The organism is Levilactobacillus zymae DSM 19395 (assembly GCF_001434115.1).
Classification (GTDB): domain Bacteria; phylum Bacillota; class Bacilli; order Lactobacillales; family Lactobacillaceae; genus Levilactobacillus; species Levilactobacillus zymae.
Window position 1 is genome coordinate 15,258 of sequence record NZ_AZDW01000013.1, and the last position, 26,649, is coordinate 41,906.

General features: G+C 54.0%; 22 protein-coding genes. 18 read left to right on the forward strand and 4 right to left on the reverse strand.

Going from position 1 to position 26,649, the window contains the following annotated elements; all coding sequences use genetic code 11:
• Positions 1–89 precede the first annotated feature (89 nt).
• The 16 genes from mnmA (at position 90) to FD38_RS01750 (ending at position 20,829) form a co-directional block, all read left to right on the forward strand.
• Complete coding sequence (gene mnmA / locus FD38_RS01675) at positions 90–1,220, forward strand: tRNA 2-thiouridine(34) synthase MnmA (RefSeq protein ID WP_057730562.1); 1,131 nt, start codon at positions 90–92, stop codon at positions 1,218–1,220.
• A 244-nt stretch (positions 1,221–1,464) separates the two neighbouring features.
• Positions 1,465–2,124 (forward strand): histidine phosphatase family protein, encoded by a 660-nt coding sequence (locus FD38_RS01680; protein WP_057731038.1) that lies wholly within the window; start codon positions 1,465–1,467, stop codon positions 2,122–2,124.
• A 13-nt stretch (positions 2,125–2,137) separates the two neighbouring features.
• On the forward strand, positions 2,138–2,821 hold the full coding sequence (locus FD38_RS01685; RefSeq protein ID WP_057730564.1) for a tetratricopeptide repeat protein: 684 nt from the start codon (positions 2,138–2,140) through the stop codon (positions 2,819–2,821).
• 6 nt (positions 2,822–2,827) lie between these two features.
• On the forward strand, positions 2,828–5,341 hold the full coding sequence (recD2, locus tag FD38_RS01690) for an SF1B family DNA helicase RecD2 (protein WP_057730565.1): 2,514 nt from the start codon (positions 2,828–2,830) through the stop codon (positions 5,339–5,341).
• 90 nt (positions 5,342–5,431) lie between these two features.
• Positions 5,432–6,418 (forward strand): ribose-phosphate diphosphokinase, encoded by a 987-nt coding sequence (locus FD38_RS01695; protein ID WP_057730567.1) that lies wholly within the window; start codon positions 5,432–5,434, stop codon positions 6,416–6,418.
• A gap of 66 nt (positions 6,419–6,484) precedes the next feature.
• The gene (locus FD38_RS01700) at positions 6,485–7,540 is read left to right on the forward strand and encodes an acyltransferase family protein (protein WP_057730569.1); all 1,056 of its coding nucleotides are present in this window, start codon (positions 6,485–6,487) and stop codon (positions 7,538–7,540) included.
• Positions 7,541–7,715: 175 nt separating this feature from the next.
• On the forward strand, positions 7,716–9,368 hold the full coding sequence (locus FD38_RS01705) for a peptide ABC transporter substrate-binding protein (protein ID WP_235806462.1): 1,653 nt from the start codon (positions 7,716–7,718) through the stop codon (positions 9,366–9,368).
• A gap of 192 nt (positions 9,369–9,560) precedes the next feature.
• The gene (murQ, locus tag FD38_RS01710) at positions 9,561–10,469 is read left to right on the forward strand and encodes an N-acetylmuramic acid 6-phosphate etherase (protein ID WP_057730572.1); all 909 of its coding nucleotides are present in this window, start codon (positions 9,561–9,563) and stop codon (positions 10,467–10,469) included.
• A 152-nt stretch (positions 10,470–10,621) separates the two neighbouring features.
• On the forward strand, positions 10,622–11,611 hold the full coding sequence (locus FD38_RS01715) for an aldo/keto reductase (protein ID WP_057730574.1): 990 nt from the start codon (positions 10,622–10,624) through the stop codon (positions 11,609–11,611).
• A 142-nt stretch (positions 11,612–11,753) separates the two neighbouring features.
• Complete coding sequence (gene rbsR / locus FD38_RS01720; protein WP_057730576.1) at positions 11,754–12,770, forward strand: ribose utilization transcriptional repressor RbsR; 1,017 nt, start codon at positions 11,754–11,756, stop codon at positions 12,768–12,770.
• A 119-nt stretch (positions 12,771–12,889) separates the two neighbouring features.
• Positions 12,890–13,810, forward strand: coding sequence for a ribokinase (gene rbsK / locus FD38_RS01725; protein WP_057730577.1), 921 nt, complete (start codon positions 12,890–12,892; stop codon positions 13,808–13,810).
• 312 nt (positions 13,811–14,122) lie between these two features.
• Positions 14,123–16,147: a transketolase gene (gene tkt, locus FD38_RS01730; RefSeq protein WP_057730579.1), complete on the forward strand. Its 2,025-nt coding sequence runs from the start codon at positions 14,123–14,125 to the stop codon at positions 16,145–16,147.
• A 116-nt stretch (positions 16,148–16,263) separates the two neighbouring features.
• Positions 16,264–17,154, forward strand: a complete 891-nt coding sequence (locus FD38_RS01735; RefSeq protein ID WP_057730581.1) for a C40 family peptidase — start codon at positions 16,264–16,266, stop codon at positions 17,152–17,154.
• A 103-nt stretch (positions 17,155–17,257) separates the two neighbouring features.
• Positions 17,258–18,298, forward strand: coding sequence for a DUF1002 domain-containing protein (locus FD38_RS01740; protein WP_057730583.1), 1,041 nt, complete (start codon positions 17,258–17,260; stop codon positions 18,296–18,298).
• Positions 18,299–18,782: 484 nt separating this feature from the next.
• On the forward strand, positions 18,783–20,444 hold the full coding sequence (locus FD38_RS01745) for a LysM peptidoglycan-binding domain-containing protein (RefSeq protein WP_057730585.1): 1,662 nt from the start codon (positions 18,783–18,785) through the stop codon (positions 20,442–20,444).
• Positions 20,445–20,622: 178 nt separating this feature from the next.
• The gene (locus FD38_RS01750; protein WP_057730586.1) at positions 20,623–20,829 is read left to right on the forward strand and encodes a hypothetical protein; all 207 of its coding nucleotides are present in this window, start codon (positions 20,623–20,625) and stop codon (positions 20,827–20,829) included.
• Between the two features lie 63 nt (positions 20,830–20,892).
• On the opposite strand, the gene FD38_RS01755 is transcribed toward FD38_RS01750, so the two are convergent.
• The 3 genes from FD38_RS01755 to FD38_RS01765 form a co-directional block, all read right to left on the reverse strand.
• Positions 20,893–21,855, reverse strand: a complete 963-nt coding sequence (locus tag FD38_RS01755; RefSeq protein ID WP_225430754.1) for a diacylglycerol/lipid kinase family protein — start codon at positions 21,853–21,855, stop codon at positions 20,893–20,895.
• A 152-nt stretch (positions 21,856–22,007) separates the two neighbouring features.
• A complete protein-coding gene (gene rnjA, locus FD38_RS01760; RefSeq protein WP_057730588.1) occupies positions 22,008–23,687 on the reverse strand; it encodes a ribonuclease J1 in 1,680 nt (559 codons plus the stop codon).
• Positions 23,684–23,902 carry a DNA-directed RNA polymerase subunit epsilon gene (locus FD38_RS01765; RefSeq protein WP_057730590.1) on the reverse strand — a complete coding sequence of 73 codons (219 nt, stop codon included), beginning with the start codon at positions 23,900–23,902 and terminating at the stop codon, positions 23,684–23,686. Before FD38_RS01765 ends, rnjA begins: the two co-directional genes overlap by 4 nt.
• A gap of 200 nt (positions 23,903–24,102) precedes the next feature.
• Here FD38_RS01765 and FD38_RS01770 point away from each other — a divergent pair, with 200 nt between their 5' ends.
• On the forward strand, positions 24,103–24,600 hold the full coding sequence (locus FD38_RS01770; protein WP_057730592.1) for a hypothetical protein: 498 nt from the start codon (positions 24,103–24,105) through the stop codon (positions 24,598–24,600).
• Positions 24,601–24,694: 94 nt separating this feature from the next.
• Here FD38_RS01770 and def read toward each other — a convergent pair whose 3' ends face one another.
• On the reverse strand, positions 24,695–25,255 hold the full coding sequence (def, locus tag FD38_RS01775) for a peptide deformylase (protein ID WP_057730594.1): 561 nt from the start codon (positions 25,253–25,255) through the stop codon (positions 24,695–24,697).
• Between the two features lie 277 nt (positions 25,256–25,532).
• Between def and pdhA the strand changes: the two genes are divergently transcribed.
• Positions 25,533–26,648: a pyruvate dehydrogenase (acetyl-transferring) E1 component subunit alpha gene (gene pdhA / locus FD38_RS01780; protein WP_057730596.1), complete on the forward strand. Its 1,116-nt coding sequence runs from the start codon at positions 25,533–25,535 to the stop codon at positions 26,646–26,648.
• Position 26,649 lies beyond the last annotated feature (1 nt).

Below are 26,649 nucleotides of genomic sequence, written 5' to 3' on the forward strand. Positions count from 1 at the left end.
AAACGAAATCGTTACACTGATAAATACTGGACTTGTGCGACCTTCAACTCGTAGATTCTCCAGAATCTGATAGAAATGATGGTGATACCATGCAAGACAACAGCCAAACACGTGTGGTTGTCGGAATGAGCGGCGGTGTCGATTCCTCCGTGGTCGCGTTGCGGTTAAAGCAGCAGGGCTACGACGTCGTGGGCGTTTTCATGAAAAACTGGGACGACACGGACGAGAACGGCGTCTGCACCGCGACCGAAGACTATAAGGACGTGGCCAAGGTTGCCGCTAAGATCGGGATTCCCTATTACTCGGTCAACTTTGAAAAGGAATACTGGGACCGCGTGTTCACGTACTTCTTGGACGAGTACAAGAAGGGCCGGACGCCGAACCCCGACGTCATCTGTAACAAGGAAATCAAGTTCAAGGCTTTCTTGGACTACGCCTTGGAGTTAGGGGCCGACTACATTGCTACTGGGCACTACGCGCAATTAACGCGCGATGCCGAGGGGCACAACCACCTGTTGCGTGCCGTGGACCAGAACAAGGATCAGACCTACTTCTTAAGTCAGCTTTCCGCTGAGCAGCTGGACCGCGTGATGTTCCCAATCGGGGACCTGGTCAAGAAGACCCAGGTGCGTCAGTTGGCTGAAGAGGCCGGCTTAGCGACGGCGAAGAAGCCCGATTCCATGGGCATCTGCTTCATCGGTGAGAAGGGGCAGTTCAAGGACTTCTTGAAGCAGTACTTACCGGCTAAGCCCGGCAAGATGATGACCGTTGATGGTGAGGTCAAGGGCCAGCACGCCGGTTTGATGTACTACACGATCGGTCAGCGCCGCGGCTTAGGCATCGGTGGTGACGGGATCGATAACGAGCCGTGGTTCGTTATCGGTAAGGATCTGAGCCAAAACATCCTGTACGTGGGCAAGGGTTACCACAATCCGCACCTGTACGCCACGCACCTGGCCGCTTCCGACATCCACTGGGTCAACACGATCGACCGGGGCCAGGACTTCCACTGCACGGCGAAGTTCCGTTACCGGCAGAAGGATACCGGCGTGACCGTTCATTTGAGCGACGATGGTCAGCAGGTCACCGTAGAATTCGACGATCCGGCCCGGGCGATTACCCCCGGCCAGGCCGTGGTCTTCTACGACGGCAACGAGTGCCTGGGTAGCGCCATTATCGACGCGGCTTACAACGAAGAGCGCCAGTTACAATTAATCTAATCTTGAAGCAGGGTCCGGGCCAGCACCCGGATGCTTAATCAACAGAAAGAAAGTTCTCGAAAAATTGAGACTTTTCTTTCTGTTTTTATTTAGGTCGCTTGGGTTTTTCCGAATGAACGGTGGTGAAACGGGCTTTTTGACCCAGTTACTTTGAAAACGCCGCGAAAACTGGCATAATATGTAGAGATTGCTTCACCAGAATTTTAAACGCAACGCGCAAGAGGACGTTGAAAGGACGCTTATAATCATGAAACTATACTTTATTCGTCACGGGAAGACCCAGTGGAATCTGGAAGGGCGTTTCCAGGGGGCCGGGGGCGATTCCCCACTATTACCGGAGAGTTACCAGCAAATGGTCCAGGTGGGTCGCTACCTACGCGGGATTACCTTTACCCACGCCTATGCCAGCCCCATTAAACGGGCCCGGGTCACGGCCCAGCACGTCATCCGCGAACTTCACCAGAAGGTGCCGTTGACCCTGATGAGCCGCCTAGAGGAATTTCATCTGGGCCGAATGGAGGGGCAGACCTTTACGTCGATTCAGGAGCGGTTCCCGGCGGAATTGGATGCCTTTCGCAACCATCCCGACCGGTATACCACGACCGCGATTGGCGGGGAGACCTTCCAGCAGGTGATCGACCGGATGACCCCGGCGATTCAGACCATCGTGGCCAACAACCCCCGACCACAGGATAACGTGTTGATCGTGGGGCACGGGGCGGCGTTAAACGCCGAAATCAACGCCCTACTGGCGACCCCGCTGGCCGATTTACGCAAGCGCGGCGGGATTCGTAACACCAGCGTCACGGTCCTCGAGACCAGCGACGGGCAACACTTTGACCTGTTGGACTGGAACAACACCAGCTTTCTGACGGCCGCCGCGACGCCAACCGATACGATTTAAATGAGGTGATCACATGACAGAACCCACTTCCGCCGGCCGAGCGGCGGATAAACAACGCTCAGAAAAATTAGTTCACCAATTAGTGCAACAGATTACCCAAGAACCCGGGAAGTTCGAACCCTACTACGAGTTAGCGACCGTGCTGGTCGACCTGAACTCGTACGCGCAGGCCGAAGAACTCTTGATGAAGGCCCTGGGACTTTTCGCCGCTCAGCCGGACGCCGTGGAACGGTTGCACTACGGCTTGGGCAACGTGTATTACGCGGCCCAAGATTACCCCAAGGCCATCGCCCAGTTCGACCAGTTGGGTGACCAACTCAAGGGCGCCGGCTATTTGATGATCGCCCAGAGCCACATGGCGAATGGCGACCACAAGCGGGCCTTGGCCTTCGCGTTGACCGCGCTGACTAGTCAACCGCAAGACGTGGCGACCCTCCAGGTCGTGGCCGAAAACCTGCTGGCTTTGGGGAACATGGCCCAGGCGGCGCAGTATTACGACCAGGTCTTAGCCCTCGACGCGCAGAACGGGCGAGCTACGTTTGACCGGGGCCTAGTCGCCATGGTGCAGGGCGACCCGTACGCGCAGTACTTTGACCGTGCCAAGCAACTGGACCCGACCTACTACGCGCAGGGACAGAAGAAGCTGGTCGACATCGAAAAGTTTATTCAAGCACAGCACAACCAAAAGAAGGAGTAATCAGGCATGGCAACCGAATCTTTGGACTTACTCGCAACCGATAACGGCACGCAGGCCGACTACGTGGTGGGCACGGTGAGTGCGGTCTTCTTTGCCAGCCAGGATAGTTTCTATAAGGTCATGCTGGTCAAAATCAGTGAGACCAGTTTAGATTGGCACGAAGACGAGATCGTGGTCACCGGTAACTTTGCGGATATCAAAGACGACGTGGCCTACCGGTTCACCGGTAAGCGGGTGGAACACCCCAAGTACGGGGTTCAGTTCCAAGCAGACAACTACCAAAACGAAACGCCGACCTCGCGGAACGGTGTGATTGCCTACCTGAGTGGCGAAGACTTCCCGGGCGTCGGTAAGAAGACTGCCGAACGGGTGGTGGACGCCCTGGGCAACGACGCCATCGAGGCCATCCTAAACGATCACACGGTGCTGGACCCGTTGGGGCTATCGCCGAAGGTCACCCAGACGCTGATCGATAACCTGCAGGCCAATAACGGCATGGAGCAGATCATCATTGGGTTAAACGGCTACGGCTTTGGGAGCACCTTAGCCGCCGCGATTTATAACCACTATCAGGAAAAAACGCTCGACGTGATCCACGAAAATCCGTACCGACTAGCCGAGGACATCGCCGGGGTGAGTTTCAAACGCGCCGACCAGATTGCCACGCAGCTGGGGTATGCCCCGGACCGCCCCGAGCGGTTACGCGCCGGCATTCTCCAGACGCTACGGGACCTGTCCGTGGCCAACGGGGACACCTATACCACGGCTAAACCCTTGTTGACTAACGCGTTGGGCCTATTAGAGAATAGCCGCAACGTGCGGTTGAACCCCCAAGACCTGGCGACCCAGCTTCTAGAGTTAGCCAAGCAGCAAAAGGTCGTGGGTGACGACCAGCGCATCTACTTAAAGCCGTTGTACGACGACGAATGGCAAATCGCCGAACATCTGAACCGGCTCTTACAGGCCGACGATGACGACCCGGCGGCCAAGTTCAACGACGAGGCCATTCAAAAACAATTACGTATCGTCGAAAAACAAACGGACATCACCTACGACGACTCCCAGACCGCAGCGCTGACCGCGGCGATTCGGGCCAAGGTCTTGCTACTGACCGGGGGGCCGGGGACCGGAAAGACCACAATCATTCGCGGTTTGGTCCAGTTATATGCCCGGCTACACGAGCTTTCTTTAGACATTAACGAGTACAAGGAACGGCCGTTTCCGATTCTGTTGGCGGCCCCGACCGGCCGGGCCGCAAAGCGGATGAGTGAGACCACCGGCCTGCCCGCCAGTACGATCCACCGCTTATTGGGATTGACTGGTCGCGAAGCCGACATCGAAGACGCCACCACCAAGGATTTAGAGGGTGGCTTATTGATCGTCGACGAGGTGTCGATGGTCGATGTCTCACTGATGAAGGTCCTGTTACGGGCCGTGCCGGTGGGCATGCAGGTGATCTTCGTGGGAGATAAGGACCAGCTGCCTTCCGTGGGGCCGGGCCAGGTCTTTCACGACCTCTTAGCCAGCGACCAACTGACCAAGATTCAACTGGATACCATTTACCGGCAGGGGGATGGGTCGTCGATCATTCCGTTGGCCCACGCCATCAAAAACGGGCAGCTCCCCGCCGACTTCACCCAGAATCAGCCGGACCGGTCGTTTATCGCCTGTCACGCCAACCAGGTGGCCGACGTGATCGACCAAATCGTGGGGAAGGCCCACCAGAAGGGCTTTAGCGCCGCCGACATCCAGGTGCTGGCCCCGATGTACCGGGGAACGGCCGGCATCGACCGGCTCAACGACATCCTGCAGGGGATTTTGAACCCCAAGAAGAGCGAGCGCACCAAGGAAGTTGAGTTTCGCCATCAGCGTTTTCGAATCGGTGATAAGGTCTTACACCTGGTCAACAGCCCCGAAAACAACGTGTTTAACGGCGATATCGGGACCATTACCGGGATCGACTTGGCCAGCGATAAGCACAGTAAGGTCAAGAGCGACCAGTTGACGATCGCCTTCGAGCAGACCGAGGTCACTTACGCGCGTAACGACTGGATTCGCTTGACCCTAGCCTACTGCATGTCAATTCACAAAGCCCAGGGGTCCGAATTTAAGCTGGTCATCCTCCCGATGGTCAGTCAGTACAGCCGCATGCTCCAACGCAATCTGCTGTACACGGCGGTGACCAGAGCGGCGCAGATGCTGATCCTGGTGGGTGAACCGCAGGCCTTTACCGCGTGCGTGGAAAACTTGTCGGTCAACCGGCACACCACGTTGACCCAACGCATCCAGGCGGTCTTAGCCCCGGACGCCCCGCAAACGCCGACTGCTGGCGAAACGCCAACGTCGACCGCCCCGACACCGCCGGCTACGGCGGCCGAGGCTTCACCGGAGCAGCCGGTCGCTCAGCCAACGACGCCACCGGATTACCGCTTAACGCCGGAGTTGGCGTTGGCCGGGCAAATCGATCCGATGATCGGCATGCAGGGTATCACGCCCCAACAATTTATGCCCCGGGCCTAAAAACGTTCGGTTAAGCGTTGCGTTTCCGGCGGTAAATTGCGATAATGAAGACGAGTTAATTTAACCAGTGAACAAGCATAGGAGGCTGTTATGGTAGAACAGGTCGAAGCGGGCAAAATGAAGCTCTTTGCCTTAAGCTCTAACCGGCCCTTAGCCGAAAAAATCGCCCGGGTAGCCGGCGTGGAATTAGGTAAGGCAACCGTTAAACATTTTAGTGACGGTGAAATTCAAATCAGTATTGATGAAAGCATCCGGGGGGATGAACTCTTTATCATTCAGTCCGTCTCTGATCCCGTGAACACCAACCTCATGGAATTATTGATCATGGTGGATGCCGCACGGCGGGCCAGCGCAGCGAAAATCAACGTGGTCATTCCGTACTACGGGTATTCGCGGGCCGATCGGAAGGCGCGGTCGCGGGAACCCATCACGGCTAAACTGGTGGCGTCGCTCTTACAAATGGATGGCGTCAGCCGGGTCATCGCGTTGGACCTCCATGCGGCGCAACTGCAAGGGTTCTTCGACATTCCCGTCGATCATCTGCAGAGCGACCGGCTGTTGGCCAGCTACTTTGAGAACAATACCGACCTGAACGCGGAAAACACGGTGGTCGTGGCACCCGACCATGCGGGGGTCAGCAGAGCCCGGCGGTTAGCCGAATTATTGGGTACGCCGATTGCTATCATCGACAACCGGAGTGAGACCGAAAATGCGGCTCATCCGGAAGCTGTGATTGGGGACGTGCGGCAGAAGCACGCCATCCTAGTGGACGACATCATCGATACGGCCGTACGGATCTCCGTGTCGGCGGTGGCCCTGCGAAACGCGGGGGCGGCCAGCGTGTACGCTTGTGCGACCCACGCCGTGTTGTCCGGGGACGCGACTAAGCGAATCGACGCCGCGCCGCTAGAAAAGGTGGTCGTGACCGACTCGATTCAGATTCCAGCCGACAAACAAAGCGATAAGTTCGTGGTCATGTCCGTGGACGAACTCTTCGGGCGGGCCATTAACCTGATCTATCACGAACAACCCGTTGATCAGCTGTTCCATTCACCAATTACCAAGCAACAGCAGTAACGGCAGACATGACAAATGGTTTAGGGGGACTCGGTGGAGTCTCCTTTTTTAGTGAGGATTGAGAAAATGCAGCAAGCAGCAACCACGCCGACCGCCGACATCGGCGACTATCTCAAGGTCGCGGCCTGTACCGCGGTCATGTTACAGTCGGTTTTAGGCTTTGCCATGGCGGCCCATCCCACGGTGCGGCAACAATGGGTCTTCGGCAGCGCCTATAACTTGGTCAAATTTACGGCTCCGGCCTTTATCTTTGGCATCCTGTACACCACGTTACGGCAACACGCCCGGACCCCGACCCAACCCAAACGGCAGTACTGGCGCCAGCAGTGGTCGGCCCTGGGAGTTCCCACGGCCTGGTGGACGGCGGTGTATCTGGGTCTCCTGCCCGGCGTTCAACAACACGGAACGGCGCAATCGGTCGGCCAATTTCTCTGGCAGGCCGTTAACGGTAACGCCGCCCCGCACCTGTGGTACAACACCATGATGCTCCAATTCATCGGGGGGATGCCACTTTTCTGGGCGTGGTCCCGGTGGGTCGGGCATGACGGCCACCGCGCCCGCCTCAGTCTGGGCGTCACGGCGCTCTTTTACGTAGGCTGGCTGTGGTGGTTTCCCCACGCCCCCACTTATCTGGTCGACCGCTTGGCGTTGAGCTTTCTGCCCTACGCCGTGGTGGGCGTCTTGTGGGGCCAATTCAAGACGGGGGCCGTAGCCCTACAACGTCACTGGCCCCTAGTAGTGCTGGCCTGGCTAGCGGCCTACGGGTGGCTGAGTGCCCAACTCGTAGCTCGCGGCAGACCGGTGCGGTTGGCCGCGGCGAGTTATTACCAGCCTTCGGCGACCCTCTACGCTTTTGCCGTGATCGGCCTGGTCAGTTGTTTAGCAATCGCCCAGTTACGGCGACGCTCGGCGTGGCTGAAACCCATGCACTGGTTAGCGACCTACGCTTACCGGGCCTATCTCGGCCACGTCTTCTGGCTGGTCGGGGTGTGGGCGGTGACCAGTGGGCTACCACTCGGCTGGCGGGTAGTGGTCAGTTATTTGGTGACGTGGCTCCTGGCGTTTATCACGACCTACGGCTTACACGTCGGCTGGCACCGGTTAAAATGGCAAGGGCATTAGGGAATGGCCCCAATTTCTCATCTGAGGGCCGTTCGACTTGCAAACGATTTTAAAAATCGGTATGGTGGAAACAGATGTTTTGCTTACGAAAAATTAGTATTTTCGGTGAACCGTTTGTCCGAGTTACCACGAGACGGTTGGCTCGGGACATCGCAGAAATTAAATTGAGGAGCGAGTGATTTTGAACGGAAAACACGTTGGCGTTTTAGTAGGAGTGAGTTTGCTGGTCATTGGGGGACTAGCCGCTTGTGGGAAGTCGTCGTCGAGCAGTTCGTCGCAGGGCTTAGCCACGAAGCAAACCGTAAAATTGTCGGCCAAGTCGGAAGTGACCACGTTGGATGTTTCCAAGGCGGCCGATTCGACGAGTCTGACCATGCTGTACCACACGCAAGAGGGGCTCTTTCGGCTAGGGAAGAACGAAAAGTTAATTAACGCGCTAGCCACCAAGACCACGGTGACCAACGGGGGAAAACGCTACGTCTTTAACTTGCGCAAGACCAATCACTGGAATGACGGAAAACCGGTCACGGCCCACGATTTCGTCTACTCGTGGCAACGGACGGCTAACCCTAAAACGGCTTCGGAATACGCTTATCTGATGGCCGGGGTCAAGAACTTTAACCAGGTCCAATCGGGAAAGGTCGCGCCGAGTCAATTGGGAGTCAAGGCCCTGGGCAATTACCGCTTGGAAGTCACGTTGAGCAAGCCGGTCGCTTACTTTAAGCTGTTGCTGGCCTTCCCAACGTTCTTCCCGCAAGAAAAGAGCGTGGTGGTCAAGGAAGGAAGCCACTACGGTCATTCCGGCAACGCCACGGCTTATGACGGACCGTTTAAGATGACCAAGTGGACCGGGACGTCGCAGAGCTGGAAGCTGGTCAAGAACCCGAAGTTCTGGGATAAACGGCACATTCACCTGCAGACCATGAACTTCCAGGTCGTGGCCGATCCGTCGACCGGATTGAACCTTTATCAGAAGAAGGCCCTCGATGCCACCACGCTGGACGGCACCCAGGTGGCGAACCTCAAGAACAATTCCGATATGAAGACGTTCGTGGGGGGCTCGACCTACTACATGCAGATGAACGAAAAACGGGTCAAGGCGTTAAAGAACGTCAAGGTCCGGCAGGCCTTGTCGTTAGCCATCAACAAGCAACAGTTGGCCAGTCACGTCTTACGGGACGGGTCGAAGGCCCCGCTAGGGTTCGTTTCCCAAAACCTGACGCAAAACCCGCAGACTAAGGCCGATTTTGCCAAGGACGCTTACGTTAAGCAGGGCGTGGCTTACGATTTGCCACAAGCGAAGCGCTTATTAAAGGCGGGCTTGAAGGCGACCGGCACCAAGCAACTGAACCTGACGTTGATGTGTGACGACTTAGCGGTCACCAAGACCGTGGCCCAGTACATCCAAGCCGAATTGGAGAAGTTACCTAACGTGAAGGCTTCCCTGAACACGTTGCCGTACAAGACCCGGTTGAGCCGGTCGAACTCCGGAAACTTCGATCTGGTCCTCTCGAGTTGGGGAGCCGACTTCGCGGATCCTATCAACTTCTTATCGTTGATGACCACGGGGAACACCAATAACAACGGAAGTTTCAGTGATGCGCAATACGACGCGTTGATCAAGAAGTCCGAGAACCAAGACGCTAACCGGCCCACGGCGCGGTACAACGACCTGGTCAAGGCCGAAAAACGGTTGATGACCCAACAAGGGGTCATCCCACTGTATCAACCGGCCACGGTGGAATTGTGGAACCCCAAGGTCACCGGTTACGTTTGGAACCCAGCCGGCATGAGTCGCGGGTACCAATGGATGGCCGTTGAAAAGTGAAATTAGCATCTCGAAAAAGGAATTGATCATTACCAATTCTTTTTTTATGGCCCCGAAATGAAAACGGTTACTAACATTTTATAAATCAGAATTGAAATTCGGTATGGAACATGGTATACCTAAGATAGGTTTTATGAAAACGAATACATAAAATGAAAAATAACGTTTTGTGTTAGGTTGGAGGATGACGAGATGCAATTAGATGAAATCTTAACGGAACAGCGGAATCACCGTTCAACCCATATCGATCGCGAATCGACGCTGGAAATGGTTGCGACGATCAACCGGGAGGACCAACGGGTGGCCCGGGCGGTGCAGAAGCAGCTTCCCCAGATTGCGGCGGCCATTGATGCGGCGTACCCGAAGTTCGACCAAGGGGGCCGGTTGATTTACATTGGTGCTGGGACGTCTGGGCGTCTCGGGGTGATCGATGCGACGGAATTACAACCCACGTACGGCTTGACCGCCCAGCAAACCTTTGGCCTGATTGCGGGCGGTCCCCGGGCGTTGACCCAAACCGTTCAGGCGGCCGAAGACTCCCCGGAATTAGCGCAGGCGGATCTCGCCGCCGTACATCTGACCAGCGATGATGTGGTGGTCGCCAGCGCCGCATCGGGCCAGACGCCCTACACGGTGGCGGCCTTAAAGGATGCCCAGTCCCAGGGCGCGTTAGGCATTGGGTTTTCCTGCATTGCCGACAGTCCCTTGGCCCAATTAGCGGACTATCCAATTACCCCGGTCGTGGGCCCCGAAGTGATTACGGGGGCGACCCTGTTGAAGGCGGGAACGGCCGAAAAGATGGTTTTGAACATGCTGTCGACCGGGATCATGATCAAGACGGGGAAGGTGTACCAGAACCTGATGATCAACGTGGTTCCGACCAACGATAAGACCTTCGAACGGTCCAAAAAGATCATCGCGGAAGCCACGCAAACCTCGACGTTAGCGGCCGAACGGGCCTTAGCCCGGGCCAACAATAACGTGCCGTTGGCCATCGTTTTGATCGAAACTAAGGGCACGATTGCGGAGGCCAAGGAACTGCTGGCGACCACGAACGGTCACGTTTCCCAAGCGGTTAAGTTGAGTGACGATCGGCATTAAATTGGACCGACCAACTTGACTGGTCCACACCAATTCTCTATACTTTAGGTGGTATAAGATGGATGAGATTAAGGGCCACCCCCCGGTAACTTTCGGGTGAGGAACCCTTGACCTCCTCATTGGTATGGAGCAGAAAGGAATGTGGCAATTACATGTACGTAGCAGATGAACACCGATACGAAAAAATGCCGATTCGGCGCGCTGGTAATACGGGATTTCAACTTCCCGCAATCTCCTTTGGGATGTGGCACAGCTTTGGGGAAGACGCGAACTACGCCGACACCCGCGACATTATCTTAAAGGCGTTTGACGCCGGCATCTTTAGTTTCGATTTGGCCGCGAACTACGGTCCCGGTACCGGGGAAGCCGAACGCCTCTTCGGTCAGGTTTTTCACCGGGAGATGGAAGCTTACCGTGACGAAATGGTCATCAGTACCAAGGCGGGCTTTCACATGTGGCCCGGCCCTTACGGCCAAATGAGTTCCCGTAAGGCCTTGATTGCCTCACTGGACCAATCGCTGGAACGGATGGGCTTAGACTACGTGGATATTTACTACAGTCACCGGTACGACGCCGAAACGTCGCCCGAAGAAACGGCCGTGGCCCTAGACGACCTGGTCAAGCAAGGGAAAACGTTATACGTCGGGATTTCCAACTACACGGCGCCGCAAGCCATGGCGATGGTCAAGATCTTTAAGGACCTGCACACGCCGTTTGTGATGGACCAAGTGTCCTATAACATGTTGAACCAAAAGACCGCCCAAGACGGCTTATTTGACCGGATGCGGGAAAATAACGCCGGGATCATGGCCTATGGTCCCTTGGCGGAAGGGTTGTTGACTGATAAGTATCTGGACGGTATTCCGGATGACGTCAACATTCATTGGTCGAGCCAATACATCTTTAAGGATGGTCGGGATAAGATTTGGCACAAGCTGCAGGCGCTAAATAAGATCGCCCACAGCCGGGGTCAAAAGCTGTCCCATATGGCGTTGGCTTGGTTACTCCACGATCCCGTGGTGACCAGCGTGATCACCGGGGCTTCCAAAGCGGAACACCTGTATGAAAACGTAAAGGCCGTTCAGAATCTGACGTTCGATCCGGAAGAATTGGCCGCCATTGATAAGATTCTCAAAGCGTAAGTGAAACCAATTTAGGCGATGTCTGCGGGCATCGCCTTTTGTGTGGAAATTGGTCGAACCAGACCAATTTCTGAAAAAGACCACCGCAGCGGCGCATGGTGGGGTATAATTTAAAAAAACGGTAATGATTGTGGAGGATCCTATGACACGAAAAGTGACGATTCGAGACCTCGCCGAGGCAGCTGGTGTTTCGGTCACGACGGTTTCACAAATTTTAAACGGTAAGGGTGAACGGTTTAGTCTGGAGACGCGCCAACGCGTGCATCAACTCCAAGACAAGATGGGCTACGTCCCCGATTTTAACGCCCGCAACCTCATCATGAAATCTGCCCAAACCATCGGGGTGTTGGTGCCGAACCTGGGCAACCCCTTTTTTAGCATGTTCATCAAGGGGGTTCAAGCGGCCAGCCGGGAGCGCCACTTTATTCCGCTGATTTTTGGGGCCAATCACGACCAAGAACTCGAGAGTTACTACCTGCAGGAGTTGATCAAGCGGGCGGTTGACGGGCTGATCATTGCCAGCGCGTCCATCACCGGGGAAGCCATCGATAATATTCTCAAGAAAAACGGCATACCGTACCTGCTGATCGACCAAAACGGGGGTCCCAGTCTGGACCGGATTCGCATCGACGATACCCGGGGCGGGCAACTGGCGGCCCAGCACTTGGTAGCGTTGGGGCACCGCAAGATCGCGGTGGTCATGCCTGATCAGCCGACCCAGAACCTGACCGTGCGGTTGGCGGGTTTTCGCCAAACCCTGCAGGCGGCGGGAATCGCGTTTACCGATGCTAACGTGGTCCACTCGCCGATGACCAAGCTGGGCGGCTACCAAGCCACGGCGGCAATCGTGGCCCAGCAGCCCACGGCGGTCTTTGCCATTAACGACGAGACGGCGTTGGGGCTGATCCGGGGGTTACACGAACGGGGCCTGCGGGTGCCGGAAGACCTTTCCGTCCTGGGATACGATGACATTGATCTCGACGAATACGTGGTGCCGAAGCTAAGTAGCGTTCATCAACCGGTGGTGACCATGGGGGAACAGGCCACGGAATTATTGATCAAGCGGATTCACAACCGTCGCCAAAGCGGTCAGACCGTGGATCTGCCGGTGGACTTGCGGCAGCGGGAAAGCACGGGGCCGGTCGATTCACAGAAATAATCCTTGTAAGCCTTTTCGGAATATGGTAATCTTACAGGTAGCGAAAACGAACAATAATTTATGTCAGTGATGCGTAAAACGTTTTACATGCGATAGAGAACGAAGGAGTGAAGGTCATTATGGCAAATCAGGTGACAGTTTTAGGAAGTTTAAACGTGGATACGACGTTACGGTTAGCGCGGATGCCGCAACCGGGGGAAACGTTATCGACGGAAAATAAGACCAGTGCCGCTGGGGGTAAGGGTGCCAACCAGGCCGTCGCTGCTGCACGGGCCGGGGCCGTTACGCGGTTCATCGGTAAGGTCGGCAACGACGACGCGGGGCGGTTTATGGTGGAATCGTTGAATAACGACCACATCGATACCAGTGCCATTGTGACCGATCAGACGGTGGGGACGGGTTCGGCGTTCATTCTGTTGGATGAAGCCGGCCAAAACAGTATTCTGGTTTACGGGGGCTCTAACCAACAAATCAAGTCGGCCGAAGTGACGGCCGTTGAAGCCGACATCGCCAAGGCGGACTTCTTGATCACCCAGTTCGAAACGCCACAAGCCGCCACCTTAACGGCCTTCACGATTGCTAAGCAGCACGGTGTGACGACCATTTTGAATCCCGCACCGGCCGCTAAGATCGATCCGGCCATCCTGAAGGTGACGGACCTGGTCGTTCCGAACGAAACGGAAAGTGCCATCTTAACGGGGATCGAAGTGACCGACGTGGCCTCTATGGACGCCAACGCCAAGAAGTTCCGGGAAATGGGCGCCAAAAATCTGATCATCACGGTCGGCAGTAAGGGTGCTTACTATTCAACGCCGGCCGGGTCTGGCTTCGTTCCCGCCTTTAAGGTCAAGGCAGTGGATACCACGGCGGCCGGGGATACCTTCATTGGTGCGCTGAGTTCGCAATTAAAGCCGGACTTGAGCAATATCGAAACGGCGTTGGTCTTTGCTCAACGGGCCAGCTCCTTGACGGTTCAGGGCTTAGGGGCTATGCCATCGATTCCAACCTACGATCAAGTGATCGCGGCGAGCCAAAAGTAATTTTTCAGAAAACTAACAAACTAAGCAGCGGTGTTTTTCGATTTTTTCGGAAAACACCGCTTTTTTTGACCACCCAAAACAACCGGTTGCAATTGGTATAGGAACGGTATAGTGGCCAATTTAAAATCTCGTTTCCGATAAACCCCGCTAAAATAACTTTTGTGAGAGGGGTTGCAATTATCACGTCGAATTGGTATAGTTAAAAAAGTCGATGAAGGACGTCGATTTTACCGGTAAAATTAACGTTTAGCATCATCACTTAAAACGGATGGCCGTGAGTGGTCCGGTCAACTCAAAGCGAGGTTTTATGAGATGTTAAATGAAAAAGCGATTGAACAACAAGCAAGTTTTGATGCAGTGGACACCCAAGCCGTGACGGCGGTGCGGATGCTCAGTATGGATATGATCTCCCGGGCCCGGTCCGGTCATCCGGGATTGCCGTTAGGCGTTGCGCCGATGGCCTACGTGTTATTCTCCCGGCATTTACGGGTGGACCCCTCGTTCCCTCAATGGTTCAACCGGGACCGGTTCGTGTTATCAGCCGGTCACGGCTCCGCGATGCTGTACAGCCTGTTGAACCTGAGTGGGTTTGCGGTCACTCGCGACGACTTGATGCATTTCCGCCAATTGGGCAGTAAGACGCCGGGACATCCGGAATACGGGGTGACGCCAGGGGTCGATGCCACGACCGGTCCGCTGGGCCAAGGGGTCGGCATGGCCGTAGGGATGGCCATGGCGGAAAGCCACTTGGCGGCAACCTATAACCGGACCAATTACGCGGTCGTGGATCACTATACTTACGCCATTTGTGGTGACGGGGACCTGATGGAAGGGGTCGCCGCCGAAGCCGCTAGTTTAGCGGGTCAGCTACAATTAAACAAGCTGATCGTACTTTACGATTCTAACGACGTATCGTTGGATGGGCCCTTAAGTAACGCCTGCCACGATAACGTGGGCCAACGCTTCATGAGCTACGGTTGGAACTACTTAAGAGTGGAAAATGGCAACGATTTAGACGCCATCGATACCGCCATCAACGCGGCCAAGGATAATCAAAACGGGCCGACCCTGATCGAAGTTAAGACCCAAATTGGGGCGGGGAGTCCTCATGCCGGAACTAACAAGGTTCACGGGGCCCCCCTGAATGCCGAAGACCTTGCCGCCACGCGGGACTTCTACAACTGGCATAACGATCCTTTCACGGTGCCCACGGCGGTGCATGATCGGTTCATGAGCACCATTAAGGCACGGGGCTGGGCCAGTCATCAGGAATGGTCGAACTTGGTGGCCCATTACTCTAACGCGGAACCTGGGTTGGCCGCTCAATTCGCGCAGGGCATCAGTCAAACTTTACCGAAAGACTTGGCGGAACAACTGCCGACCTACTACAAAAAAGATCAATTGGCTTCCCGGGCCAGCGGTCACGAGATCCTGCAACGGATCAGTGCCGCGTGCCCGAACCTCTGGGGGGGCTCAGCCGATCTCTTCAGTTCTAACAAGACCAACGTGGCCGATGAAGACCGGTTCAGTGCGACGAACCGGACGGGCAAGAACCTGTGGTTTGGGGTCCGGGAATTTGCGGAAGCCGCCGCGATGAACGGGATTGCGCTCCACGGGGGCACCCGGGTTTACGGGTCGACGTTCTTCGTCTTCTCGGATTACATGAAGGGGGCCATTCGGTTGGCCGCTTTGCAAAAGCTGCCGGTCATCTACGTGTTTACGCACGATTCCTTGGCCGTCGGGGAAGATGGGCCGACCCACGAACCCGTCGAACAGTTGGCGGCGTTGCGGTCGATTCCGGGACTGACGGTGTACCGGCCCGCCGATGGTAACGAAACCGCGGCGGCCTGGTTAGCGGCGTTGCAAGCCACCGACCACCCAACGGCCATCGTCTTGACACGGCAAGGGTTGCCGACGTTACCGAAGCCCGCACAACGGGTCCACGCCGGGGTTAAACGCGGCGGTTACGTCGTGGCCGACGCGCAGGACCAAGCCGAAGGGATTCTCATCGCTTCGGGTTCCGAGGTCCAAGTCGCCTTGACGGCGCAAAAGCAACTGTTGGCACAAGGGCACGACGTTCGGGTCGTTTCTATTCCGAGTTTTGAAGCCTTCAACCAACAGTCGGCGGATTACCGAGAAAAGGTCTTGCCTAAGGCCTTACGGCGGCGGGTCGCCATCGAAATGGCGAGCGGCTTAGGCTGGTGCCAATACACCGGTTTAGACGGCGCAATCATTTCCCAAGACCGGTTTGGGGCCAGTGGGAACGGCGAACAGGTCATTGCCATGGCCGGGTTTACGCCGGAACGGGTCGTCCAAACGTACCTTAATTTAAACTAGTTCACCCCATTAAAATAAAAGATCAGGTCGGGAGACCTGATCTTTTTTGGGTGATTAACTAGTCACCGCCTAAGATTATTGGTATATTTGAGGCAAATGGATTTGGAGGCGGTTTTATGGAAATTCGACGGGTAAAGGTGCCGACGGCTATCGTGTGGGCCGCACCGACCAAAGCTAAGGTGGCGCAGGCCTATTTTAACGCACCGGATATTGCAACGTGGCTGGCCCAATTAAGCGTCACGGACCAAGCGGCGTTGGCGGACCAAAATACGATGGTGACCCAGGCGTTGTTAAACGACCGGGTGATCTTAGACCAAGTGCAGGGCGACTGGGCCCACGTCTTTGTGAAACGGCAGGCCACGCGATTAGAACGCCGGGGATACCCGGGCTGGTTACCGGTACGTCAACTGACCGCACGTGATCAGGAACTCGATTATCCTACGACTACGGTCCGGTTAGTCCAGGCGGAAACGCCGTTATTGGACGATCAGGGACAGGTCGAACTAACGCTTCCCTTGGGAACGGTCTTGACCACGACGGGACAGGACGCCCAACACATCCAGGTTTTGACCCCGTTAGGTAGCGGAAAAATCAGTGCTCAGGCTGCCCGGTTGACCCTGGGCGGGGTCGACGATGGGGACCGTTTATTGGCACTGGGACGAGAATTTTTGGGGACCCCTTACTTATGGGGCGGCATTACGCCACAGGGATTTGACTGTTCCGGATTGGTCTATGCGTTACACCGGGCGTTAGATTACGCAATTCCCCGGGATGCTCAGGACCAATTTACCAGCGGGTATCCCATCGCGCCCGAAGCCTTAGCCCCCGGCGACCTGGTCTTCTTTGCGCATGATCACGGGACCGGGGCCATTCATCACGTGGGCATTTACGCGGGCAAGGGCCAGATGCTGCACGCGCCTAAGCCTGGCGAAACCGTGACGCTGACGTCGCTGGCTCAGGCACCGTACGCGGCCGAATATGCGGGCGGTCGCCGGTTCTGGCAATAATAAGAATCCTCTAAGGTCACGGGTGACCCCGCACGGAGCGGGGGAGGCCATGCTATACTAGGCCTAGGGTCAGATAATATTCGTGAAAGAAGAGGACAGATTAATGAAAGCCAAACGACTTTTACTAGGTCTTGCCACGGTCACGGCAGCCTTGGCCTTAGGGGGCCATGCGTTAGCCGGTCACGCGGATACGACCGATACCACGGACAGCAGTTCGGTGGTAAGTGATAGCAGTTCCACGACCAGTGATAGTGGCAGTACCGTCCAAACCAAGGCGCTCTCGAAGGCCTACGTGGTCTACGGGGCCGGTCTGGCGAGTGAAGACAAGGACTCGGTAGCGACCGCGTTAGGCGTTAAATCGAACTACGCGGCCTTGACCGCCACGGGAAGCGACTACGCTAAATATCTAAATTCGGCGGGAACCACGGACGCCAGTATGATCAGCTCGGTGGCGTTAGCGCCGGCCGATCCCGGTTCGGGCGTCAAGGTCAATATTGCTAAGTATAACGGCAGTAATAACATTACGCAGGTGACGGCTCAACAGTATTCCATGGTCGCGACCATGGCGGGCGTCAAAGATGTGATCATTACGGTCACGGCCGACAAGTCGGTGTCCGGTGAATCCGCGTTGACCGGGGTCTACAAGGCCTTAGCCGCCGATGGGTTAACCTTGAATGCGGAAAATACCCAAGCTGCCAACGGGGTGTTGGACGCCACCCAACCGGCCATCAACGATAACAGTAGCGATAAGAAGTATCCCGGTAAGCTGATGGCGGCCGTGGGGTCGGTCTCCTCGGATTTGGCCAAGCAACGGCAAAACGGCAACGACCTGGCCACTAAGGCCGACATCGAAGCCATGCTGCAAAAGGCTTTAGCCAAGCAGGGAATCACCAATCAAACCACGCAAACCCAAATCAACAATATTTCGATTGCGTTGAGTAAGGTGCAACAAGCACCGGTCTCGACCAGCAAAAACTACGTGTCTAACGTGAAGAACGTTGCCAATAATCTGGCTAACAGCATTGGCAATAAGATGGCGAGCGTGAAGGACTTTGCGAATAGTGCGGACGCCAAACAAGCGGAGAACTTCATCGTCCGAATCTGGCACCAAATCGTGAACTTCTTTACGGGGCTATTTAACTAGCTTGAGATAGATACTGAACAAATTAACGGGCATTTAGCCCGTTTTTTTGTGGTCAGCAACCGATTTCACAATAACGGGGAGCAGCCGGGATATTGTAGAATACAAAAAGCGTTGGGCCGAATAGATTGTAGACTACAATTGTTGGGAAAATTTACCGGAATTTTTGAATAATTAATCAGGTAGGCCAACTGATTGCAGTAGCGAAATGAACGCTTGTTCTCTTAAAACGGATGATTAGTTGTTGGTATGATAGCGTTATGAAGGGAAAAGCAGAAATGTAATCGTTTTAGTAGAACACACGTTTCGGGATAAAAATTCGTTAATCTTTTCTTAATAATTCACAAGAAACGCGCAAAACGTGTGGTAAGATGGATTTGTAATTCGTATTCGTTATGAACCAACGGGGATCAAGCGGAATTCTGATCAGAATTTCGTGGGGGAATGCATCAGTAAAAATTGAGGAATAAAGGACGTGTGTGTGGAAATGAGTACAGAACAGCGAAAAACGAAAGTCGCAGTTGGCGTTGTCGGCGCTCTCGGGGCCTTAGCCGCCGGCGCACAAATGACGGCTAGCGCCAATAGTATTCAGGTTCAATCCGGCGATACGGTTTGGGGACTTTCCCAGAAGTATGGCGTCTCGATCCAAACCCTAGAAGAACAAAATTCATTAGATACGAACACCGATTTAATTTTTGTCGGGCAACGGTTGCAAGTTAAAACGGCGAACCCGCAAATTGACTATACGGTCAAGTCTGGCGATACCCTGTGGGATTTAGCCCAGCACTATCACACCACGGTCGCCCAATTGCAAAAGGCCAATCATTTAACGGGGGACATGCTGAGTGTCGGACAAAAACTGGTCATCCCGCAAGCTAAACAACAGGCGACCACCACGGCGCCCGCGACCAATCCCACGGTAGCGGCCACCACGCCATCGGCTAGTCGGCAGATCACCCAAAAGGCCAACGCCTTTCAGGCCCAGATCTTAGCGCAACAACAAGCGGCGGCTAGTCAACAACAGCAACGGCAGAGTAGTAGTACGCCGACCGTCACTAGTCAGTCCTCCACGGCCAGTGCTCAGAGTTCGTCAACCGTTGCGGCGACCTCCGAGGCGACCCAACGGACGAGTTCCACTACGGCGGTCTCTCGTGCCCAGCATACGGCGACGTCCCGGGTCACCACGCCGGCAAAAGCCACGAGTTCGGCGACTCAATCGACGTCAGCGACCACGCCACGCCAGTCGAGTGCGGCGGCCACTACTTCAACGACCCAGTCAGCGGCTGTAAGCGCAACGACGAGTACGCCGAAGACGAGTTCCGTGGCTCCTTCAACGAGTCAGCAGGTCCAGTCTGCGACGACCCAACCAACCACGACACCGACTAGTCGGGCTAAGACCGTTAAGCGGGTGACCCGTTCGGCGACCCCGAAGGCCACGACGCCTTCCAAGGCCGCTCAGTCAACTGCCACGAGTTCGGCAACTAGTCAGTCGGTAGCGTCGTCAACGCCAAAGACCAAGACGGTGACGACGCCAAAGGCCCAAAAGACGTCGAAGACTACGACGGCCACGACTTATAGCGCAACGGTGACCAGCAGTAGCAGTTCTGCGACGACGCAAACCAGTTCGTCGACGTCAGCGGCTGCTCAGACCAGTTCACAAGCCACGGCCACGTCTCAACCGAAGACGACCACTAAGACCCCTAAGGCCACCAAAGCCGCAACTTCAACGACGGCTACCAACACCAGCAGTTCGAGTACCACCACTAAAAAGAATACTGCCGGTTTGACCAGTGGTTCCGTCACGGGACTGGCTTTAAAATTAGCTTCGGCCAACATCCCTTACGTTTGGGGTGGGTCTTCACTGAGCGGGATGGATTGCTCTGGCTTAGTGGCGTACGTTTACCAGCACGCCATGGGCATCAGTCTGCCTCACAGTACCACGGCCCAAGAGGGCATGGTCTCCACGCATTCCGTGGGTTCGGCTAAGCCCGGGGACATTCTGTTCTGGGGAAGCCACGGGTCGACGTACCACGATGCCATTTACTTAGGAAACAATCAATTTGTGGCCGCACCACAACCCGGACAAAACGTGTCGGTCCAACAGATCAGCAAGTACTTTATGCCGTCCTTTGCCGGCACGGTCAAGTAACTACCGCTATTGCGCGGTCAAGATGATTTAGCTTAAATTTTTGACCATTTTTGCGTGGGTGCCGAAATTTTTTAAGATAATCGTTAACAAATCCGAATACGCGTGGTATTATCTTCCAGTAGTCATTTTACGGCGACTGAATATTTAATATCTAGTGGAAAAGGAGTTGTTGAAGGTTATGAGTAATCGGATGGAGATCTTGGCAGAATACCGCCAAGCTAATACGCAATTAGCGACGTTAAAGGAAAAGGAAGCTGTTGGGATCCACTCAGGCACAGAAACGGTTAAAATCGAGCCCCGGTACGGCGAAGAAATGACGTACCTGACCAATAAGTGCGCTCAGCTTGATATGATTCTGGAAGCAATGGCTGCTTCGGAAGATTAACCTAAAATTGATTCTAAAAATCCGCACCTCCCATTTTCGGAGGTACGGATTTTTTTGATGATGTTAAAGGGTCACGTCGATCCAGAAGGGGTACTGTTGTAACCCCACGTAAACGTCGAAGAACCGGCCACCCATTTCTTCGCCGTCTAATTGGCCGTATTCGATGGCCGGCACGGTCAGGTGGAGATTAGTCGCGGTGTAGTAGTGAACTGCCTTAGACGTCAAATGACGCTTAAATACCAGGCGTAAGGCCAGCCAGATCAACTTAAGGAAGTTAGGCTTTTCAATTACGACCAGGTGGAGCTGGTGATCCGTCAACGTGGCGTGGGGCACGATGCCCACACCCCCGCCGAAGTAGGGGTGGTTGGTCGTTGTGACCAGAAAGGCGTTGGGGTAAATATCGCGTTGATTATTGACGTGCACGGTGAGCGTAAATCCCGATTGGTTATAATAAACGCTCAGGGCAGAAGCCAGATAGGACAGCGACCCCAGGTGATGCTTGTTGAGCCACACCTTGGCCTTTGATTGATTCGCTTGAGCAATGATGCTAGCGTCGAACCCGATTCCCAGATTATTGGTGAAGACGCCGCGTTCCTGCTTGATGGTTTCGTTGTAGTTACCCACGTCGTAAAGGGTTGCGTGGGTGCAGTGAATAATCTGATCGAGCGCCTGGGACCAGTCGTGGGCCATGCCGGCACCGCGGGCGAAGTCGTTGCCCGAGCCAACGGGTAGGTAGGCGACGGGAATCAAATGCTGCCGGTGTTCATGGGTCAGCCCGTTGATGACTTCGTGTAAGGTGCCATCACCGCCCACGGCAAGGACCACCCAATCGTTGGAACCGGTATCAGGCAGGTGCTTAGCAAACTGTTCGCTTAAGAGGATAGCGTGATTAGCATACTCGGAAACCGCCACCTGATAGGTGACCGCCGCGGCATCCAGGCGTTCTTTGATTTGGGGCCACAGGGTACCGGCACGACCACTCCCCGCATGCTCGTTTAAGATAATATAGTACTGGACACTCACCATACTGCTCCTCTCAATTTTTTTCTCTCTTATTATAACGAACTTTTTTTCACGTGCCTAGTCATTCCGTAAGAACTTTGACGGGACGTAAGAAATCGGGCCGGATTTCAGCAAAAAAGGCCGAGACAAACGTCCCGGTCTTCAGCGTAAAATCGTTATTTCGTCATGATAAACATCGGTAAGATCATCGGGTGACGTTCCGTCTTCTCGAACAAGAAGTTTTGCAGATCGTCGATGACCGCGTTGCGAATCGAGGCTTCGGTTGCCTTAGGGTTCCGCATCGCACGGCGGATGGTCTGGAAGACCCGCCGACGACCCTCGTTAAGGAGTTCGCCGGATTCACGCATGTAGACAAAACCACGTGATAACAGATCGGGTCCCGCTTTGATTTCTTGATTCTTGAGGTCGATGGTGGCCACGACGACCACTAAGCCTTCTTCGGAAAGCAGTTGCCGGTCGCGGAGCACCACGTTACCAATGTCGCCAATGCCGGAACCGTCGATGTAGACGTCCCCAGCGGCGAAGTGACCGGCGACCCGGGCAGAATCCTTGGTCAGGGCTAAAACGTCCCCGTTTTGAAGGATAAAGCTGTGGTCTAACGGCACACCGCATTGTTCAGCTAACTCGGTGTGAATCTTCAACATCCGATATTCCCCGTGAATCGGCATAAAGAATTTCGGTTGCATCAGCCGGAGCATCAGCTTCTGTTCTTCTTGACCACCGTGACCGGAGGTGTGGATGTTGTTGACCTTCCCGTGAATGACCGTGGCACCGGCTTCTTCCAGTTCGTTGATCACTCGGTTCACGGAAATCGTGTTCCCGGGAATCGGGTTACTGGAGAAGACCACCGTGTCGCCCGGCTGAATCGAAATCTGCCGGTGCGTTCCGTTGGCAATCCGGGAAAGGGCGGCCATGGGTTCCCCCTGAGACCCGGTACACAGAATCATGACCTTGTCCGCAGGAAGGGAACGAATGGCGTTGGCATCCACTAACGCGTCGTCGGGAATGTTCAAATAACCTAATTCCCGGCCGTTGACGATGGCGGCTTCCATGGAACGCCCGAAGACGGCAATCTTACGACCGTGGGCTAACGCCGTTTCACAGGCCGTTTCAATCCGCGAGATGTTGGAAGCGAAGGTGGCAAAAATGACCCGGCCTTGCACTTGATCAAAAATCCGGCGAATTGATTTACCGACCCATTTTTCGGATTTGGTCCAAATTGGGCGTTCGGCGTTGGTGCTGTCGGACATTAGGCAGAGCACACCTTCTGCCCCCAGCTTCGCCATCTTTTGAAGATCAGGCGGCTGGTTGGTAACGGGGGTTAAGTCGAACTTATAGTCCCCAGTTTCGACGATGGTTCCGACCGGCGTGTGGACCGCAATCCCTAACGTATCCGGAATGGAGTGCGTGGTCCGGAAGAACGAAACGCTCATTTTGCGGAACTTAAGCACCGTATCATCGTCAATTGTGTGTAGTTCAGTTGATTTAAGTAATCCGTGTTCTTCGAGTTTGTTCTTAATCAAGGCCAACGCTAAAGGACCCGCGTAAACCGGAACATTAAGAGCCTGGAGCAAATAAGGAATACCGCCAATGTGGTCTTCGTGGCCGTGGGTGATCACTAGCGCCTTGATCTTGGATTGGTTCTCAACGAGATATTGATAATCGGGAATCACATAGTCGATCCCTAATAATTCGTCCTCGGGAAATTTGATCCCGGCATCAATCAAGATGATTTCATCTTGGAATTGAATCCCGTAAGTGTTTTTCCCGATTTCACCTAATCCACCCACGCCAAAGATAGCAGTTTCGTTATTTTTGACGTTTAACTTGTTCATTCAGTGAACTCCGTTAATTTAAAATTTGGTTCCTTTTGTTCATAAGCCAGGGTGTCCCCCTCGATGGCTTCAATGAACTCAATATTGTGGTCCGTATGCGCTTCAACTAAAGCCCGGGCTTCAACTTCCGTCGGGGCTTCAAGGTAAAGTGCGTGGGTATCCTCGCGCTTAGGATTCCGTTTCATGTCTTCTTGGTAATAAACTTTGTAAATCACTAACAAGACTCCTTTTCTATAGTAGATTTGATCTGACCGTGAAAAAGCGCCAAATCAGTTTTTTGATCTTTCCGAACTGCGGGTTGCTTACACAACAATTAGCACAATTTTAGCATAGTTTTGGCGAATTGTATAGAATTACCCCTAGACGACAATTCATGCTATGATAATTGTAAGAAAACCGGAACGGAGGGACTGAGATGGCTTTAGGAATTGAGATTCTCATTGGCGTGATCATCGCCTGGGGCGTATACGTGTTGATTCACCGGACGGTCGTTCAACGGGCGACGCGGATCGTTCGTCGCTCGGCACAAACGGAGACGGACGTCGCGGTGACTGCCGCGATTCAACGGCTGGTGAACGATAAGGTGTTGACGGCTGCGGAAAGTCAGCTGAGTCCCTCCGAAACCGTGGCGGACGTGTGGGGACGGGGCGTGATGGCCTTTGAATACACGTTAGCGGTGGGACTGGCGACCGAGCATCAGGTACCGCAACTAGAACGGGCTTTAAATGAAGCGTTAGCCAGTTACAGTGCGGATCACCAGGTCAAAGCCGTCATCGCGGGTTCGGCGTTCGTGGTCAGCGACATTTGGGTCTACGAGGATCGGTTACATCTCGATGTGGCTTATCTGATGAACGAATCCACCGTGGAATACTTGAAGGATCTGAAAAAGTTGAACGATCCAGCTGTTCAATGATGCACAAGATCGTCTATATAATGGAAGAAAAAATTAAAGGGCGTACCCAATTCTAAGATTGGATGCGCCCGTTTTAATTGGTGAAATAAAATACTTAGTCGATCATGACCATGTCGTCATCGCGACCGAAGGGTTGGTCTTGGTCGATGTGGTCGTAGAACAAGATGCCGTGTAAATGGTCGATTTCGTGTTGGCAAACGATGGCTGGATAGTTCTTTAAACGAACTTGATGCTTTTCCCCGTTGACGTCGTAGTACCGTAAGGTGATCCGGTCGTGACGGGGCACGAAGCCGGGGACGTCCTTGTCGACGGACAAGCAACCTTCGCCCTCAGTCAACGCGCCGTTTTGAACGGATTCGGAGATGATGACGGGGTTGATGATCACGTCGGTGAAGGGGGACTTCCCGCCTTCTTCGGGTGCGGGAACCAGCACGGAGGCCATTTTCTTGGAAACGCCCACTTGTGGTGCCGCTAAGCCTACGCCGGCCCGTAAGCCGTATTTCTTACATTGTTCTGGATCTTGAGAAACCACTAAGTATTCCATTAAGTCTTTTGCCAGTTGTTGGTCTTCTGCAGACAACGGAAAGGTCACGTCGGCAGCTTCTTGGCGTAAAACCGGGTCGCCGTCACGGACAATATCTTTCATTAAGAACAAGGACATTACCTCCGAGAATTAATCATAGTTACCATTCATTTTAGCATAATTGGTCAATAAAATGAAATGAAAAGAAAACGGTTTCCGTTTTCAAAAAAATCCTAAATCCAGAAATCATAGATTTCATAAGGGATTAGCTATAATTGCCGAATTTATCCTAATGAAAGGGCTTGCAACCTTTATGAAAAGATGTTACTTTATAAACGTAGTCAGGAAACGCAACGTTGACTCACCTTTAGTTAACAATTTCATATCAAGTGAAAGGAAAGTGTTACTTATGGCTAATGGAAGCAAACAGATTGTAGACTTTGCCAAGATCAAAGCTACGATGGCCGATCCTTACAAGCACCCGGTTCAAGTCATTGACCGGGAAGGGAAGGTTGTCAATCCCGACATCTTAGCAAAATATTCAGATGATCAACTGGTTGACTTCATGAAGAAGATGGTTTGGGAGCGGACACTGCACGAACAAACCATGAACTTCTCGCGTCAAGGCCGTCTGGGTTTCTACGCGCCAACTGCTGGTGAGGAAGCAAGTGAAATGGGTAGTGTGACTGCCTTTAAGGAACAAGATTTCTTAGCACCTGCTTACCGTGATTTACCACAAATGATTCAACACGGCACAACTGTTGCAAAAGGTTTCTTATGGTCCAAGGGTCACGTCGAAGGAAACATTCATGAAAACAAAAACATGCTGTTTCCACAGATTATCATCGGCGCCCAATACGTTGAAACGGCGGGCGTTGCCTTAGGGATTAAGAAGAATAAAGATAAGGACCGCGTGGCCTTTGTCTACACTGGTGATGGTGGGACGTCACAGGGTGACTGGTATGAAGGGGTTAACTTCACCAGCGCCTTCCAAGCACCAGCAGTGTTCTTCGTTCAAAACAACGGCTGGGCAATTTCCGTGCCACGGTACAAGCAAACCGCAGCGGAAACCTTAGCTCAAAAGGCCGTTGCCATGGGTGTTCCTTCCGTACAAGTTGACGGGATGGATATCGTGGCGGTTCACGAAGTCTCTAAGTTAGCACGGGAATACGCCGCTGCTGGCAACGGGCCAGTGGTCATCGAAACGTTAACTTACCGGTTCGGTGCTCACTCCTCCGCGGGTGATGATCCTTCGCGTTACCGGACCAAGGAAGAAGAAAAGCCATGGTTCGACGCCGATCCATTAATTCGGATGCGCAAGGTCTTAACCGACAAGAAGCTTTGGTCACAAGATCAAGAAGACAAGTTGGTTGAACAGTATAAGGACGACTTCAAGGAAGCTATGAAGGAAGCCGAAGCAGCTCCTGCTCAAAAGGTTTCCGACTTCCTGAAGTGGACTTACAACGTTCCTACTCCAAGTGTGAAGAAGCAAATTGCAGAATTTGAAGCAAAGGAGTCGAAGTAAT

Excerpts from the sequence above, each read along its gene's own strand:
- mnmA (WP_057730562.1), top strand. The coding sequence starts at position 90 with ATGCAAGACAACAGCCAAACACGTGTGGTTGTCGGAATGAGCGGCGGT.
- FD38_RS01685 (WP_057730564.1), top strand. The coding sequence starts at position 2,138 with ATGACAGAACCCACTTCCGCCGGCCGAGCGGCGGATAAACAACGCTCA.
- recD2 (WP_057730565.1), top strand. The coding sequence starts at position 2,828 with ATGGCAACCGAATCTTTGGACTTACTCGCAACCGATAACGGCACGCAG.
- FD38_RS01695 (WP_057730567.1), top strand. The coding sequence starts at position 5,432 with ATGGTAGAACAGGTCGAAGCGGGCAAAATGAAGCTCTTTGCCTTAAGC.
- FD38_RS01700 (WP_057730569.1), top strand. The coding sequence starts at position 6,485 with ATGCAGCAAGCAGCAACCACGCCGACCGCCGACATCGGCGACTATCTC.
- murQ (WP_057730572.1), top strand. The coding sequence starts at position 9,561 with ATGCAATTAGATGAAATCTTAACGGAACAGCGGAATCACCGTTCAACC.
- FD38_RS01715 (WP_057730574.1), top strand. The coding sequence starts at position 10,622 with ATGTACGTAGCAGATGAACACCGATACGAAAAAATGCCGATTCGGCGC.
- rbsR (WP_057730576.1), top strand. The coding sequence starts at position 11,754 with ATGACACGAAAAGTGACGATTCGAGACCTCGCCGAGGCAGCTGGTGTT.
- rbsK (WP_057730577.1), top strand. The coding sequence starts at position 12,890 with ATGGCAAATCAGGTGACAGTTTTAGGAAGTTTAAACGTGGATACGACG.
- tkt (WP_057730579.1), top strand. The coding sequence starts at position 14,123 with ATGTTAAATGAAAAAGCGATTGAACAACAAGCAAGTTTTGATGCAGTG.
- FD38_RS01735 (WP_057730581.1), top strand. The coding sequence starts at position 16,264 with ATGGAAATTCGACGGGTAAAGGTGCCGACGGCTATCGTGTGGGCCGCA.
- FD38_RS01740 (WP_057730583.1), top strand. The coding sequence starts at position 17,258 with ATGAAAGCCAAACGACTTTTACTAGGTCTTGCCACGGTCACGGCAGCC.
- FD38_RS01745 (WP_057730585.1), top strand. The coding sequence starts at position 18,783 with ATGAGTACAGAACAGCGAAAAACGAAAGTCGCAGTTGGCGTTGTCGGC.
- FD38_RS01750 (WP_057730586.1), top strand. The coding sequence starts at position 20,623 with ATGAGTAATCGGATGGAGATCTTGGCAGAATACCGCCAAGCTAATACG.
- FD38_RS01755 (WP_225430754.1), bottom strand. The coding sequence starts at position 21,855 with ATGGTGAGTGTCCAGTACTATATTATCTTAAACGAGCATGCGGGGAGT.
- rnjA (WP_057730588.1), bottom strand. The coding sequence starts at position 23,687 with ATGAACAAGTTAAACGTCAAAAATAACGAAACTGCTATCTTTGGCGTG.
- FD38_RS01770 (WP_057730592.1), top strand. The coding sequence starts at position 24,103 with ATGGCTTTAGGAATTGAGATTCTCATTGGCGTGATCATCGCCTGGGGC.
- pdhA (WP_057730596.1), top strand. The coding sequence starts at position 25,533 with ATGGCTAATGGAAGCAAACAGATTGTAGACTTTGCCAAGATCAAAGCT.